Genomic DNA, 15,317 nt, shown 5'->3' with positions numbered 1-15,317 from the left:
CTGCGAAAAGTCCACGGTGTCGGCGCGATGCCCCATCTAGCGAGAACGTCCAACGCGCCACAGAGCGCCGCCGTTCCGACCATGGCGACCTCCTCGGCCACGGCGGCGTCCGGTTGCGCAACGGGTCAGCCGCAGCGGACTCCGGTTCACGCATGCACTCGGCCGCAGCGGCCCCAGGTCACGCATGCACTCGGCCGCAGCAACCCCCGGTCACGCATGCAACAGCCGCCGGTCACGCATCGACTCGGCCCCAGGGCCCCAAGGTGACGATCAAGGTCGGCGGAAGCTCATCGCAGCTCAACCGGCTACGCCGAGCGGCGGCGCAGCCGGGAAACCCCATCGACCCGACCCCACGGACCGCTACCAACCGTGGTGGGCTGCGTCCGACCCACCCCCTGGGCGCCCAGTCAGCCCGTGGCCGCACCTCGACCGGCGACTTAGCTCAGGAATTGTCGGGCTAGTGGACCAGGGCGTCGACGGCGACGGCGGCGAAGAGGATCGTCAAGTACGTGATGGACCAGTGGAACAGCCGCATCGGCTTGGCCGGCTCGCCGCGGCGGGTGCGGCGGACCAGCAGGTAGGCCTCGCGCAGGAACAGCGCGCCGGTCACGATCGCGGTCAGGCCGTACGCCCAGCCGAGCCCGAGCGGCCACGCCGCGAGCGACGACACGACGGTTAACACGGTGAACAAGGCGATCTCGGCGTTCACCCGGTTCATCGAGCGCACGACGGGCAACATCGGGACGCCGGCGCGGGCGTAGTCGTCCTTGTACTTGATGGCCAATGCGTAGAAGTGCGGCATCTGCCAAAAGAACACAACGGCGAAAAGCACCCAGCCCAGAGCCGACACCGTGCCGGTCACGGCCGCCCAGCCGATGATCACCGGGGCCGCGCCGCAGATGCCGCCCCAGAACGTGTTCGCCGGGGTGCGGCGCTTGAGCCACAGCGTGTAGACGACGTCGTAGTAGAAGATCGCGCCCGCGGTCAGGGCCGTTGCCAACCAGTTTGTGAACACCGCCATCATTGCGACGGAGATCACGGCCAGCGTCAGTCCGAAGATCAGAACCGCTCTGGGCGTCACGCTGTGTGCCGGTAGCGGGCGCCGTTTCGTACGGCGCATCAATTCGTCGATGTCGCGATCGATATAGCAGTTCAGGGCGCTCGCGGCACCCCCGGCAAGCCCCCCACCGACCAGCACCACGATAAGAGTGCGCAGGTCAGGCCACCCACCGGCGGCCACCATCATGGTCGGGATGGTCGTTACCAGGAGCAACTCGACGATCTGCGGCTTGGTCAGCGCCAGGTAGGCACGGAACACAGCGATGAGATCGCGGCGCGTTTCGGAACTTGCCGCGTCAGCGGCGCGTTCCCGAACGACCGGCGGCCGCCCATGGACGGGACGCTCGGTGATCATGCTCACGGACTGCCACCTTCCGGCATCGGCACTGCCAAGACACGACCGTTGCCGGCTGCTGACCGGCGGCGCGCTCGGACAGACTACGCTCAGCCGTCTGCGCTGCTCCGGCCACCCGGGCAAGGTGCAGGGCGTCACACGCGGCGTGTCCGCTCACAGCGTATGCGCGTGGGCCGTTCCCCCGGCGAGGGTTTACGGCAAGTGGATAGGGTCAACCTCAAAAGGGTCCCTCATTAAATTGCCCGAGGAGCACAACCGACGTGGCTGCCAAAGATCATGCTCTCAATTGGTCCGACCTAGACCGCAAAGCGGTGGACACCGTCCGGGTCCTGGCCATGGATGCCGTCGAGAAGGCCGGTAACGGTCATCCCGGCACCGCCATGAGCCTGGCGCCGGCCGCATATCTCCTGTTCAACCGGGTGATGCGGCACGACCCGACGGACCCGCACTGGCCCGGCCGGGACCGGTTCGTGCTCTCCGCCGGACACTCCAGCCTCACTCTCTACATTCAGCTTTACCTCAGTGGTTACAGCCTGTCGTTGGATGACCTCGCCTCCCTGCGCCAGTGGGAGTCGCTCACCCCCGGTCACCCCGAGTACGGGCACACCCCGGGCGTCGAGATCACCACCGGCCCGCTGGGTCAGGGCATCAGCAACGCCGTGGGTATGGCGATGGCCACCCGGCGTGAGCGCGGTCTCTTCGACCCGTCGACCGATTCGGGTCAGTCCCTGTTCGATCACAACGTCTACGTGATCGCGTCGGACGGTGACATCGAGGAGGGCATCAGCCACGAGTCCAGCGCCATCGCCGCGGTGCAGAAGCTCGGCAACCTCACGGTCATCTACGACGACAACGAGATCTCCATCGAGGACGACACCCGTATCGCCAAGAGCGAGGATGTCGGCGCGCGCTACGAGGCGTACGGCTGGCATGTCCAGACGGTCTCGTGGCGCAAGGGTGACCCGGCCAAGGGCGACTACAACGAGGACGTCGAGGCGCTGTGGCAGGCCGTGCAGGCCGCCCAGGCGGTGACCGACAAGCCGTCGTTCATCGTGCTGAAGACGATCATCGGCTGGCCGGCGCCGAACAAGCAGAACACCGGCAAGGTGCACGGCTCCGCGCTGGGCGCCGACGAGGTCAAGGCCACCAAGGAGATCCTCGGCTTCGACCCGAACGTGTCGTTCGACGTCGACCCGAAGGTGCTGGAGCACACCCGCGCCGTCGCCGAGCGTGGCCGCGAGCAGCACGCCGAGTGGAGCAAGAACCACGCGGCCTGGGCGAAGAGCAACCCCGAGCGCAGCGCGCTCTGGGACCGCGTGACCGCGCACCAGCTGCCGAACGACTGGGAGAAGTCGCTTCCCGAGTTCCCCGCGGACCCCAAGGGCATCGCCACCCGCGCCGCCTCGCAGCAGGTCCTGAACGCCCTCGCGCCGGTGCTGCCGGAGCTGTGGGGCGGCTCGGCCGACCTCGCGGAGAGCAACAACACGACGATGAAGGGCGAGCCGTCGTTCATCCCGGCCGAGTACGCGACCAAGGCGTTCCCGGGTAACGAGTACGGCCGCACGATGCACTTCGGCATCCGCGAGCACGGCATGGGCGCGATCCTCAACGGCATCGTGGCGCACGGCGCGACCCGCCCGTACGGCGGAACGTTCCTGATGTTCAGCGACTACATGCGCGGCGCCGTCCGGCTGGCCGCGCTGATGAAGCTGCCGAGCATCTTCGTGTACACGCACGACTCGATCGGCCTCGGCGAGGACGGCCCGACGCACCAGCCCGTCGAGTCGCTGTCGGCGCTGCGCGCGATCCCCGGCCTGAACGTGGTTCGCCCGGCGGACGCCAACGAGACCGCGTACGCCTGGCGGGGTGCTCTGGAGCACACCGACACGCCGACCGCGCTCGCGCTGAGCCGGCAGAACCTCCCCACGATCGACCGCTCGAAGTACGCGTCGGCCGAGGGCACCCTCAAGGGCGGATATGTGCTTTCGGACGCATCGAACGGCGAGCCGAAGGTGATCCTCATCGGCACCGGCTCCGAGGTGCAGTACTGCCTGACCGCCCAGGAGCGGCTCGAGGCGGAGGGCACCCCGACTCGAGTGGTGTCGATGCCCTGCCAGGAGTGGTTCTACGCGCAGCCGCTGGCCTACCAGCAGGAAGTCATCCCGCGCGGGGTCAAGGCACGTGTGACGGTCGAGGCTGGCATCCGGATGAGCTGGGACCGCATTCTTGGAGATGCGGGCGAGCCGGTGAGCATCGAGCACTACGGCGCCAGCGCGCCTGCCAAGATTCTTTTCGAGCAGTTCGGCTTCACCGCGGACAACGTGGTGGCGAAGGCCAACGCCTCCCTGGCCAAGGTGGGCGAGATCACCGGTCACACGACCGGCAACTGAGCCGCACTGCGCAGCAACAGAAGAAGGAGTAGCAAGATGACCACCGACAGGCTGGCCGAACTCTCCGCCGCGGGTGTGGCGGTTTGGCTCGATGATCTCTCCCGGGTCCGGATCACCACCGGCTCGCTCGACAAGCTGCGCCGTGAGCAGCACGTCGTCGGGGTTACCACCAACCCGACGATCTTCCAGAAGGCGCTGTCCGACGCCGACGCGTACGAGGACCAGGTCAAGGACCTCGCGGCGCAGCAGGTGACGGTCGAGGAAGCCATTCGCCTGATGACGGCGAAGGACGTCCGGAACGCCTGCGACGTGCTGCGCCCGGCGTACGACGCCTCGAACGGCGTCGACGGCCGCGTCTCCATCGAGGTCGACCCCCGCAAGGCGCACGAGACCGCGGCCACCGTGGCCGAGGCCAAGACGCTGTGGTGGCTGGTGGACCGGGAGAACCTGTTCATCAAGATCCCGGCGACGGCCGCCGGCCTGCCCGCGATCACCGACACCCTGGCCGAGGGCATCAGCGTCAACGTCACGCTGATCTTCTCGATCGAGCGTTACCGCCAGGTCATGGACGCGTTCCTGGCCGGCATGGAGAAGGCCAAGGCCAACGGCCACGACGTCACCAAGATGGCGTCGGTGGCATCGTTCTTCGTCTCGCGCGTGGACACCGAGGTGGACAAGCGCCTCGACAAGATCGGCTCGGACGCCGCGAAGGCGCTGCGGGGCAAGGCCGCCATCGCCAACGCGCAGCTCGCGTACGAGGCGTACACCGAGGTGTTCTCCTCCGACCGCTGGAAGGCGCTGGCCGCGGCCGGCGCGCTCCCGCAGCGCCCGCTGTGGGCCTCCACCTCGACGAAGAACCCGGAGTACCGCGACGTGATCTACGTCGAGGAGCTGGTGGCTCCCGGGATCGTCAACACCATGCCGGAGCCGGTGATCCACGCGTTCGCCGACCACGGCGAGACCCGCAAGGACGCGATCACCGCGCACTACGCCGACGCCAAGAAGGTCTTCGCCGACCTGCGGGCCGCCGGCATCGACCTCGACGACGTCTTCCAGACCCTGGAGGACGAGGGCGTCGAGAAGTTCGAGGCGAGCTGGGTGGAGCTCCAGGGGGGCGTCGCCAAGTCGCTCAAGGCCGGCACCACCGACGCCGCCTGATATAGCACGAAAAATCGGCCGGGGCGCGCGCTTGGCGAGCCCCGGCCGAGCAAGCCGTAAGACACCTGCACGACACTGATTACTGGCAGGATGAACCCGTGGGCAATCCGCTGCGTACCGCACAGGACCGCAGGCTCCCCCGGATCCCGGAGCCCTGTGCTCTGGTGATCTTCGGAGTCACCGGTGACCTGTCTCGAAAGAAGCTCATCCCGGCCGTTTACGACTTGGCCAACCGCGGTCTCCTGCCGCCCGGTTTCGTGGTTCTGGGCTTCGCCCGCCGCGACTGGGGCGACGGCGATTTCGAGTCCCTGGCCTACGAAGCGGCAAAGAAAGGCGCCCGAACCCCGTGGCGCGAGGACGTCTGGCAGCGGCTGGCGAGCCAGTTCCAGTTCGTCCCCGGCTCGTTCGACGACGACGCCGCCTTCGACCACCTGGCCGCGACCCTGGACGACCTGCGCGAGCGCAACGGCATCCCGGGTAACGCCGCCTTCTACTTCTCCATCCCGCCGGCCGCGTTCCCGCTGGTGCTCAACCAGCTCGCGCGTACCGGGATGGCCGACAACGCGAAGTCCGGCGGCTGGCGCCGGGTCGTCGTGGAGAAGCCGTTCGGCAACGATCTGCAGACCGCGATCTCGCTGAACCAGCTGGTGGACGAGGTCTTCACGCCGCAGGACGTGTACCGCATCGACCACTACCTGGGCAAGGAGACGGTCCAGAACATCATGGCCCTCCGGTTCGCGAACAGCTTGTTCGAGCCGGTGTGGAACTCGAAGTACGTCGACTCGGTGCAGATCACCATGGCCGAGGACGTCGGCATCGGCACCCGGGCCGCGTTCTACGACGCGTCCGGCGCCGCCCGCGACGTGCTGCAGAACCACCTCCTGCAGCTGCTCGCCCTGGTGGGCATGGAGGAGCCGACCTCCTTCGACCCGCAGGAGGTGCGGGCCGAGAAGCTCAAGGTGCTGCGCGCGATCAGCCTGCCCAGCGACATCGCCAAGGGCTCGGTCCGCGGTCAGTACCTTCCCGGCTGGGTGGCCGGTGAGCGCGCGGTGGGCTACCTCGAGGAGAAGGACATCCCGTCCGACTCCACCACCGAGACGTACGTGGCGGTCCGCCTCGGCATCCAGAACAGGCGCTGGGCCGAGGTGCCGTTCTACGTACGGGTCGGCAAGCGGATGCCGCGCCGGGTGACCGAGATCGCGATCCTGTTCAAGCGCGCGCCGCACCTGCCGTTCGACCCCGCCGACGTGGAGATGCTGGGCCACAACCAGCTGGTCATCCGGGTCCAGCCGGACGAGGGCGTGGTGCTCAAGTTCGGTTCCAAGGTGCCCGGCACCACGATGGAGGTCCGCGACATCGCGATGGACTTCCAGTACGGCGAGGCGTTCACCGAGTCCAGCCCCGAGGCGTACGAACGATTGGTGCTCGACGTGCTGGTCGGCGACCGGACCCTGTTCCCGGACGCCTCCGAGGTCGAGCAGTCCTGGCGGGTCATCGACCCGCTGGAGGCGGCGTGGGCGGACACCAAGCCGGACCCGTACCGGGCCGGCGAGTGGGGCCCGCGCGCCGCGGACGAGATGCTGGCCCGTGAGGGCCGTGCTTGGAGGCGTGCATGATCGGCTTGTGGGACACCACCGGTAACGAGGTCGTCAAGGCTCTGGCGGCCGAGCGGCGCAGCGCCGGCGGCGTCGCGTCCGGTCTGGCCCTGACCCTGGTCGCGGTGGTGGAGGAGAAGAAGGTCCGGGAGGCCGAGGCGGCCGCCACGATCGCGGCGGCGGCGCACCCGTGCCGGCTGCTCATCGTGGTCCGTTCCGACCTGGAGGGCCGCAGCCGCCTGGACGCGGAAATCGTCGTGGGCGGCCGTCTCGGCCCGGCCGAGGCCGTCGTCATGCGCATGTACGGACGTCTCGCGCTGCACGCCGAGTCGGTGGTCATGCCGCTGCTCGCCCCGGACGTGCCGGTCGTGACGTGGTGGCACGAGGAGCCGCCGCACATGATCGCGAACGACTTCCTGGGCGTGGTGGCGGATCGGCGCATCACCGACGCCGCGCTGGCGCCGGACCCGGTGGCCGCGCTGCGCCAGCGGGCGGTCGACTACGCCCCCGGCGACACCGACCTGACCTGGACCAGGATCACGCTGTGGCGCACCCTGGTGGCCGGCGCGTTCGACACCACCGAGGAGCGCGTCACCGGCGCGACCATCGTGGCGCCGAAGACCGACCCGACCGCCGCGCTGATGAGCGGCTGGCTGCAGTCCCGGCTCGGCATCGTGCCGACGTGGGAGTACAGCGACCGCTCCCCGCGCATGCACTCGGTGCAGCTCGAGTGCGCGAACGGCGACTGCGTCACGGTCACCCGCGAGGAGAACACGGCGCTGTTCAGCCGTACCGGCCAGGAGGACCGCTACATGCCGCTGCCGAAGCGGCCGGTCGGCGACGAGCTGGCCGAGGAGCTGCGCCGCCTGGACGCCGACCAGATCTACGGCGAGGCCCTCGGCGCGATGGCCGGCGTGACCGGCCTGGACGCCAAGCCGACCTCCCGGGTGCACGTCTGGAAAGACCCGGCCCTGGCCGCCCGCGCGGGCGCCGAGGCCGGTGCGATGGCGGGCCCCGGCGGCTCCGCCGCATAAGCGACACAGCTGGAGAAAAGGGCCGTCCGCCGTTCGGCGGGCGGCCCGCATCAATTGAGGAGACGAACCCGTGAGCAAGACTCTGGTCGTCGTGGTACCCGACGCCGACATCCTGGCGGCGACCGTGGCGTCCCGGCTGGTCACCAAGATCGTCGACGCGCAGGCCGAACGCGGCTTCGCGAGCGTCGTGCTGACCGGCGGCCGCATCGCCGGCAAGGTGCTGCACACCATCAAGGAGCTGCCCGCGGCGGCCGCGATCGACTGGGCCCGCGTCGACCTGTGGTGGGGCGACGAGCGTTTCCTGCCGGCCGGCGACCCGGACCGCAACGAGACGCAGGCGCGCGCCGCCCTGCTGGACGCGCTGCCGCTTGATCCGGCCCGGGTGCATGCCATGCCCGCCTCCGACGGCCCGGACGGCGACGATGCCTCTGCGGCGGCCGCGCGGTACGCCCGCGAGCTGGCCACCGGCGGTGCCGAGGTCCCCCCGTTCGACGTGCTGATGCTCGGCGTGGGCGAGGACGGTCACGTGGCCTCGCTGTTCCCGGAGCACCCGGTGCTGAACGAGACCGGCACCACGGCGGCCACCTTCAACAGCCCGAAGCCGCCGCCGACCCGCGTCACGCTGACGATGCCGACGATCCAGACCGCCGACGAGGTGTGGCTGGTCGCCGCCGGCCCGGACAAGACGGACGCGGTGGGCCGGGCCCTCAACGGCGACAAGCTGCTGCCCGCGGCGCACGCCACCGGCACCACGAAGACGTACTGGCTGCTCGACCGGGCGGCCGCCGCGAACGTGGCGAAGGCTTAATCGCGGGCGGAGATCTGCTGCACGGCCCAGCCGTTGCCGTCGGGGTCGGCGAAGAAGACGAATCCGACATTGTCCAGCGGCTGCAGCGGCGGCTCCGACTTCGGGCCCATCATCTGCACCTCGCTGACCGCCACGCCGCGCTTGCTGAGCTCGGCGTGCGCGGTCTCGATGTCGTTCACCACCAGCTGCAGCCCCTTCAGCGAGCCGGGCGCCATGTCCGGCACCGCGCCCTTGCCGATGACGATCGAGCAGCCGCTGCCCGGCGGGGTGAGCTGCACGATCCGGATGTCGTCGCTGATCACGGTGTCGTGGTCGACGGCGAAGCCGAGCTGGTCGGCGTAGAAGGACTTGGCACGGTCGATGTCGGAAACGGGGACGATGACGACTTCGAGTGTCCAGTTCATCGCCTCATGGTGGCAGAAAACTAAGCTCGCGACGTGCAACCGATCATTCGCCCGTACGGCAAGCAAGACCTGGACGCGGTTTACGACATCTGCGTGCGCACCGGCGACAACGGCCTGGACGCGCGCGGGCACTTCAGCTCCGACACGTTGCTGGGCGACGTCTACGCCGCGCCCTACGTGACGCTGGAGCCGGAGCACGCGCACATCCTGGACGACGGCACCGGGCGGGCGGTCGGCTACATCATCGGCACGGCCGACACCGAGCGTTTCGTCCGGCGCTTCCGCGCGGAGTGGCTGCCGGTCGTCGCCGGCCGGCACCCGGAGGGCGACCCGCGCGACGCCGGTCTGCTGTGGCGGCTGCACCACCCGGAGCAGCCGACGCTGCCCGAATATCCGGCGCACCTGCACATCGACCTGCTGCCGGAGGCGCAGGGTCGCGGCTTCGGCCGGCGGCTGATGGAGGCGTTCCTGAGCGGCCTGCGCGCGGCCGGCGTCGGCGGCGTGCATCTGGGGGTGTCCCCCGACAACAAGCCGGCCCGCGCCTTCTACGACCGGCTGGGCTTCACGCCGCTGGACGAGTCCGGCACGACACTGGTGCGCCGGATCGCCTGACGCCTAGCCCCGGCCGCGGCGCTGGCGGACCTTGGCCAGCGCCTCCTCCAGGATCTTGGCGCCGTCCTCCTCCGAGCGGCGCTCCTTGACGTACGCCAGATGCGACTTGTACGGCTCGGCGCGCAAGCGTCCCGGCGGGTTCTCCGAGTCGAGCCCGGCGGGCTGGCCGCAACGCGGGCAGTCCCAGGTCTCCGGCGCCGGCACGTCGGCCGCGAACAGCACCTGGCTGTCGTGGCCCGCGGCACAGAAGTAGGTGACCTGCCGGCGCGGGGCGGGTTCGCTGCGCTCGTCGGGTCGCATCGGGCTCGACCCGACGCGACTTCCGCGGATCGCACTGCCACTGGACACGGACGTCACTCCTGTCTCGAGGGCGTTGCATCGACGGCCGGAAACATGGCCGTGACATGGGGAAACAAAAACACCGCGCGTCCGGCCGAACCGGACGCGCGGCGTATTCTACGACTCTTTGCCGAAGGTCAGGAAGACGGCACCGCGGTGCGCAGCCAAAGCCCCAGACCGACGATGCAGGCGAACCAGATCACGCCCACCAGAACGGTGTAGCGGTCCAGGTTTTTCTCCGCCACCGAGGAGCCGGCGAGGCTCGACGTGACGCCGCCGCCGAACATGCTCGACATACCGCCGCCCTTGCCGCGGTGCAGCAGGATCAGCAGCGTTAGCAAAATGCTGGTGATGACCAGCAGCACGATCAACGTGTACGCGAACCACATCGGCATGGCCGGTCGGATCCTCTCGAAGGGCGGCCCTCTTCTAGAGGGCGCTGCAGCACAGCAACAATACCGTGTGCCCGGACACGACTGCGGTCCGGGCACACCAGCGACTTCAGCGGACGATGTGCTCCCGGTACCGCACGATCTTGGCAAACTCCTCGGCGTCCAGGCTCGCGCCGCCGACCAGCGCGCCGTCCACGTCCGGCTCGGCCATCAGGGCCGCGATGTTGGCGGCCTTGACCGACCCGCCGTACAGGATGCGGACCTCGTCGGCCACCTCGGCGCCGTGCTGCTTCGCGACGCACTCGCGGACCGCGTGGCACATCTCCTCCGCGTCCTCCGGCGTCGCCGTCTTGCCGGTACCGATGGCCCAGACCGGCTCGTACGCGATGACGACCCGCTTGACCTGATCGGCGGTGAGCCCGGCCAGGCCACCCTCGACCATCTGGACGCAGTGCGTGATGTGGTCGCCCGCCTCGCGCACGAAATCACGCTCGCCCACGCAGAGGATCGGGGTGATCCCGGCCGCGAACGCCGCCTTCACCTTGGCGTTGACCAGCGCGTCGGTCTCATGATGGTATTGCCGGCGCTCGGAATGCCCGGCCAGCACGTACGTGCAGCCGAGCTTCTCCAGCATCGCACCGGAGATCTCCCCCGTGTACGCCCCGGATTTGTGAACGGAAACGTCCTGCGCCCCGTACACGATCCGGAGTTTGTCGCCGTCAACCGCGGTCTGCACCGTTCGCAGATCGGTGAACGGTGGCAGGACTGCCACCTCGATCTCGGTGAGGACCTTCTCGTTGAGACTCGCAGCAAGCTTCTGAACGAGCAGATTCGCCTCGAAATGATTGAGGTTCATCTTCCAGTTGCCGGCCATCAGGGGCCGTCGCGCCGGTTCTGCCATTTACCTCTCCAGTGCTTCGACGCCGGGGAGCTTCTTTCCTTCCAGATATTCCAGGGACGCTCCACCGCCGGTGGAGATGTGCCCAAATCCGCTCTCGTCGAGGCCCAGCGTGCGCACGGCCGCGGCCGAGTCACCGCCGCCCACGACCGAGAAGCCGTCAATCTTGGTGATGGCCTCGGCGACGCCCCGGGTGCCGGCCGCGAACGGCGCCAGCTCGAAGACGCCCATCGGGCCGTTCCAGAACACCGTCTTCGCGCCGGCGATCGCCTCGTTGAACAGCGTCACCGAGGCGGGACCGATGTCCAGCCCGAGCCGGTCGGCCGGGATCTCGGAAGCCTGCACCACGTCGTGCTCGGCCGCGGCGTCGAACGCCGTCGCGGCGACGATGTCGACCGGCAGCACGATCCGGCCCTGGGCCTCGGAGATCAGGTCACGGCAGGTCGCGACCATGTCCTCCTCGAGCAGCGACTTGCCCACCTCGTGGCCCTGGGCCTTGAGGAAGGTGAAGCACATGCCGCCGCCGACCAGGAGCTTGTCGACCTTCGGCAGCAGCGCCTTGATCACGGCCAGCTTGTCGGACACCTTCGAACCGCCGAGGACCACCACGTACGGCTGCTCGGGGCTCTCGCTCACCCGGCGCAGGACCTCGACCTCGCGCAGGACCAGGCCGCCCGCGTAGTGCGGGAGCAGCGCCGGCACGTCGTACACCGAGGCGTGCTTGCGGTGCACGGCGCCGAACGCGTCGTCGACGTAGTAGTCGGCGAACGCGGCCAGCTGCTCGGCGAAGGCGACGCGTACGGCATCGTCCTTGGCGGTTTCGCCCTCGTTGAAGCGAAGGTTCTCCAGCAGCAGGACGCCGCCGTCGGACAACTCGGACGCCTTGGTCTGGGCGTCGTCACCGATGGTGTCGGCGGCGAAGACCACGGGGGTGCCGAGCAGCTCGGCCAGACGGGTGGCGACGGGCGCGAGCGTGTATTTCGGGTCGGGCGCGCCCTTGGGACGGCCCAGGTGCGAGCACACGATCACCCGGGCGCCCGCGTCACGCAGGGCGATCAGCGTCGGCAGCACCGCGCGGGCCCGGCCGTCGTCGGTGATCACACCGGGTTCGGTCTTGTCGAACGGGACGTTCAGGTCGGCGCGCACGAGCACACGCCGACCCGACACACCCTCGCCGAGCAGGTCGTCGAGAGTCTTCAAAGCTCAGGCCCCGACCAGCTTGACCACGTCGACGAGGCGGTTCGAGTAGCCCCACTCGTTGTCGTACCAGCCGACGACCTTGACCTGGTTGCCCATGACCTTGGTGAGGCCGGCGTCGAAGATGCAGGAGGCCGGGTCCGTGACGATGTCCGCCGAGACGATCGGGTCCTCGGTGTAGCTCAGGTAGCCCTTGAGGGCGCCCTCGCTCGCGGCCTTCATCACGGCGTTGACCTCGTCGACCGAGGTCTGCTTCTTGGCCGAGAAGGTGAGGTCGGTGGCCGAGCCGGTCGGGATCGGCACCCGCATCGCGAAGCCGTCCAGCTTGCCCTTGAGCTCGGGCAGCACCAGGCCGATCGCCTTGGCGGCGCCGGTCGAGGTCGGTACGACGTTCAGCGCGGCGGCGCGGGCGCGACGGAGGTCCTTGTGCGGGCCGTCCTGCAGGTTCTGGTCCTGCGTGTACGCGTGGATCGTGGTCATCAGACCCTGCTCGATGCCGATCGCGTCGTTGAGCGCCTTCGCCATCGGGGCCAGACAGTTGGTGGTGCAGGACGCGTTCGAGATCACGGTGTGCTTCGCGGCGTCGTACAGGTTGTCGTTGACGCCCATCACCAGCGTGATGTCCTCGTTCTTGGCCGGCGCCGAGATGATGACCTTCTTGGCGCCGTTGTCCACGTGCACCTTGGCCTTGGTGGCGTCGGTGAAGAACCCGGTCGACTCGATGACGACGTCGGCGCCCAGGTCACCCCACTGGAGGGCGGCGGGGTCACGCTCGGCGAACGCCTTGAACGTGTGGCCGCCCACGGTGATCTCGTCGGCGGTGGCCTTGACCTCGTACGGAAGGCGGCCCAGGATCGAGTCGTACTTGAGAAGGTGCGCGAGGGTCGCGTTGTCGGTCAGGTCGTTCACGCCGACGATCTCGATGTCCGCGCCGGAGGCCAGAGCCGCCCGGAAGAAGTTTCGGCCGATACGGCCGAAGCCGTTGATGCCAACCCGGATGGTCACAGGAAGGTCTCCTCGTGTCGGTCCGCCGGATGACCAGCGGATGTCTGCGTCTGCCGACCGCTTCTCGAGGGCGGCAGAGAGGGTGTCCGGCCGCCGCGCCCGAGGTGAGGAGGCGCCCTGGCGGCCTGGCTGCCGGCACCGTCGCCGTCGTTCTGAACACTATCCGAGTGCCCGCACGCGACGGCGGCCGGGTCGTCTGCTAAGCGGGTCCGACCTCGCTTATCCGGTAACCGTCCGGATACGTCTTGGTCACAATGCCCTCGGCGTACTGCCCGACCGTGCGAGGCCTGCCGAAGTGCCGCAACAGCAGCTTCCGGGCCCGCAGCGTGGCGTGCAGCCCGGCACGAACCGGCCAGGCCGGCGGCGCCACCTTGACGGCCGCCCGCAGACGATCGTCGTACAAGGCGCTGACCAGCGCGTTACCCAAGGGCGCGAGCGGCGGCGGGACCCGGGCGAGAAGATACGAACGGGTGGCCCGCTCCACCGTCGCAGCGTCGTCGTTCGGCACCAGCTGAGCCTCGTCGAACGCGTCGAACCAGGCCTCGAGCTCCTCCAGAGTGTCCGGAATGCCGCTGACGTGCATCATCCGGCCGAGCTCGCTGTACCACCGGAAGGTGGCCCGCCGCTCGTGCTCGGACAGCGGGCGCCAGCCGTACCGATCGAGCCAGCGCAGCGAGATCACCGCGCCCGCGGCCAGCACGTAGAGATATTCATCGGCCGGGACGTCCCGGTAGGGCCGGTGAATCTGGTTGACCCGGCGCACCGCTTCCCGCCCGCGCTCGCTCTCGAAGCCGTTGAGCAGGATCTCCTTCATGAGAATGCCGGTGTCGTCGATCCGCTTCTGCGCCCGCTCGGTGAACTCGCCGGTGCCGACCAGCACCTTGGCCACCGTGGGCGTACTGAAGCTGCGGTTGAACGCCAGGTTGAGCGACATGCGCATGTCCCACGGGAACTCGAAGCGATACATGATCTGGTAGATCGCCACGTAGTCCCGGTCGGGGTCGAGCTCGCGGATCCGTTCGAGGTTGGCGAGACGGTCCCTCAGCACGCCATCATCTCCGGCGTGACCGCCGCCTCGGTGTCCGGAATGCCCAGGTCACGGGCCCGCTTGTCGGCCAGCGCGAGCAGCCGCCGGATGCGACCGGCGATCGCGTCCTTGGTCAGCGGCGGGTCGGCCAGCGCGCCCAGCTCCTCCAGCGAGGCCTGCCGGTGCTCCAGCCGCAGCCGGCCGGCCGAGGTGAGGTGGTTCGGCGCCTCCTCGGCGAGGATCTCCAGCGCCCGGGTGACCCGAGCGGCGGCGGCCACCGCGGCACGCGCCGAGCGGCGCAGGTTGGCGTCGTCGAAGTTGGCCAGGCGGTTGGCCGTGGCGCGAACCTCGCGGCGGACCCGGCGCTCCTCCCAGGCCAGCACGCTGGCGTGCGCGCCGATGCGGGTGAGCAGCGCGGCGATCGCGTCACCGTCCTTGATGACCACCCGGTCGACGCCGCGGACCTCGCGCTCCTTGGCGGTGATGCCGATCCGGCGGGCGGCACCGCGCAGCGCCAGCGCGGCCTCGGGGCCGGGGCAGGTGATCTCCAGCGCGCTGGAGCGGCCCGGCTCGGTGAGCGAGCCGTGCGCCATGAACGCGCCCCGCCAGGCGGCCACCGCGCAGCAGACGTTGGCCGAGACCACGTGCGGCGGGAGGCCACGGACCGGGCGGCCGCGCACGTCGAGCAGGCCGGTCTGCCGGGCCAGCGCCTCACCGTCCTTGACGATGCGCACGATGTAGTGGCTGCCCTTGCGCAGGCCACCGGAGGCGAGCACGTGCACCTCGCTCGAGTAGCCGTACACGTCGGCGATCTCGCGCCGCAGGCGCCGGGCCACCGCACCGGTGTCCAGTTCCGCCTCGACCACGACGCGGCCGGAGACGATGTGCAGGCCGCCGGAGAAGCGCAGCAGGGCCGCCATCTCCGCGCGACGACAGCACGGCTTGGGCACATCGACCCGGCTCAGCTCGTCTTTGACAGCTGCCGTCATCGCCATTGTGTTGTCACCTCATGCGCCGGATCTTGAACAGTGTGTGCCTGCATCA

General features: G+C 69.2%; 15 protein-coding genes. 6 read left to right on the top strand and 9 right to left on the bottom strand.

Annotation, left to right across the window (positions count from 1 at the left end):
- Positions 1-457: 457 nt before the first annotated feature.
- On the bottom strand, positions 458-1,414 hold the full coding sequence (locus tag HH310_RS36930) for a heme o synthase (RefSeq protein ID WP_169180389.1): 957 nt from the start codon (positions 1,412-1,414) through the stop codon (positions 458-460).
- A gap of 260 nt (positions 1,415-1,674) precedes the next feature.
- Here HH310_RS36930 and tkt point away from each other — a divergent pair, with 260 nt between their 5' ends.
- The 5 genes from tkt to pgl all read left to right on the top strand — a co-directional run bounded on the left by tkt (position 1,675) and on the right by pgl (position 8,399).
- Entirely contained in the window at positions 1,675-3,804 is a 2,130-nt protein-coding gene (gene tkt, locus HH310_RS36925) for a transketolase (RefSeq protein WP_169180380.1), read from the top strand.
- Between the two features lie 36 nt (positions 3,805-3,840).
- Positions 3,841-4,962, top strand: a complete 1,122-nt coding sequence (gene tal / locus HH310_RS36920) for a transaldolase (RefSeq protein WP_169180379.1) — start codon at positions 3,841-3,843, stop codon at positions 4,960-4,962.
- Between the two features lie 98 nt (positions 4,963-5,060).
- The gene (gene zwf, locus HH310_RS36915; protein WP_169180378.1) at positions 5,061-6,578 is read left to right on the top strand and encodes a glucose-6-phosphate dehydrogenase; all 1,518 of its coding nucleotides are present in this window, start codon (positions 5,061-5,063) and stop codon (positions 6,576-6,578) included.
- Positions 6,575-7,591 carry a glucose-6-phosphate dehydrogenase assembly protein OpcA gene (locus HH310_RS36910; protein WP_169180377.1) on the top strand — a complete coding sequence of 339 codons (1,017 nt, stop codon included), beginning with the start codon at positions 6,575-6,577 and terminating at the stop codon, positions 7,589-7,591. The genes zwf and HH310_RS36910 overlap by 4 nt, the downstream gene beginning before the upstream one ends.
- 70 nt (positions 7,592-7,661) lie before the next feature.
- Positions 7,662-8,399, top strand: coding sequence for a 6-phosphogluconolactonase (gene pgl / locus HH310_RS36905; RefSeq protein WP_169180376.1), 738 nt, complete (start codon positions 7,662-7,664; stop codon positions 8,397-8,399).
- On the opposite strand, the gene HH310_RS36900 is transcribed toward pgl, so the two are convergent.
- A complete protein-coding gene (locus tag HH310_RS36900; protein ID WP_169180375.1) occupies positions 8,396-8,803 on the bottom strand; it encodes a VOC family protein in 408 nt (135 codons plus the stop codon). The genes pgl and HH310_RS36900 overlap by 4 nt on opposite strands.
- Before the next feature lie 33 nt (positions 8,804-8,836).
- Here HH310_RS36900 and HH310_RS36895 point away from each other — a divergent pair, with 33 nt between their 5' ends.
- On the top strand, positions 8,837-9,415 hold the full coding sequence (locus HH310_RS36895; RefSeq protein WP_169180374.1) for an N-acetyltransferase: 579 nt from the start codon (positions 8,837-8,839) through the stop codon (positions 9,413-9,415).
- A gap of 3 nt (positions 9,416-9,418) precedes the next feature.
- On the opposite strand, the gene HH310_RS36890 is transcribed toward HH310_RS36895, so the two are convergent.
- The 7 genes from HH310_RS36890 to whiA all read right to left on the bottom strand — a co-directional run bounded on the left by HH310_RS36890 (position 9,419) and on the right by whiA (position 15,268).
- On the bottom strand, positions 9,419-9,763 hold the full coding sequence (locus HH310_RS36890; RefSeq protein ID WP_169180373.1) for an RNA polymerase-binding protein RbpA: 345 nt from the start codon (positions 9,761-9,763) through the stop codon (positions 9,419-9,421).
- Between the two features lie 128 nt (positions 9,764-9,891).
- Complete coding sequence (secG, locus tag HH310_RS36885) at positions 9,892-10,149, bottom strand: preprotein translocase subunit SecG (RefSeq protein ID WP_169180372.1); 258 nt, start codon at positions 10,147-10,149, stop codon at positions 9,892-9,894.
- 106 nt (positions 10,150-10,255) lie between these two features.
- A complete protein-coding gene (gene tpiA / locus HH310_RS36880; protein ID WP_169180371.1) occupies positions 10,256-11,047 on the bottom strand; it encodes a triose-phosphate isomerase in 792 nt (263 codons plus the stop codon).
- Positions 11,048-12,244 carry a phosphoglycerate kinase gene (locus HH310_RS36875; RefSeq protein WP_169180370.1) on the bottom strand — a complete coding sequence of 399 codons (1,197 nt, stop codon included), beginning with the start codon at positions 12,242-12,244 and terminating at the stop codon, positions 11,048-11,050.
- Between the two features lie 3 nt (positions 12,245-12,247).
- Positions 12,248-13,246: a type I glyceraldehyde-3-phosphate dehydrogenase gene (gene gap, locus HH310_RS36870; RefSeq protein ID WP_169180369.1), complete on the bottom strand. Its 999-nt coding sequence runs from the start codon at positions 13,244-13,246 to the stop codon at positions 12,248-12,250.
- 199 nt (positions 13,247-13,445) lie between these two features.
- Positions 13,446-14,291, bottom strand: a complete 846-nt coding sequence (locus HH310_RS36865) for an oxygenase MpaB family protein (RefSeq protein WP_169180388.1) — start codon at positions 14,289-14,291, stop codon at positions 13,446-13,448.
- The gene (gene whiA, locus HH310_RS36860) at positions 14,288-15,268 is read right to left on the bottom strand and encodes a DNA-binding protein WhiA (protein WP_169180368.1); all 981 of its coding nucleotides are present in this window, start codon (positions 15,266-15,268) and stop codon (positions 14,288-14,290) included. The genes HH310_RS36865 and whiA overlap by 4 nt, the downstream gene beginning before the upstream one ends.
- Between the last annotated feature and the right edge of the window lie 49 nt (positions 15,269-15,317).

Source organism: Actinoplanes sp. TBRC 11911, from assembly GCF_012933445.1.
Lineage (GTDB): Bacteria > Actinomycetota > Actinomycetes > Mycobacteriales > Micromonosporaceae > Actinoplanes.
This window is presented reverse-complemented; position numbering and strand designations above follow the sequence as displayed.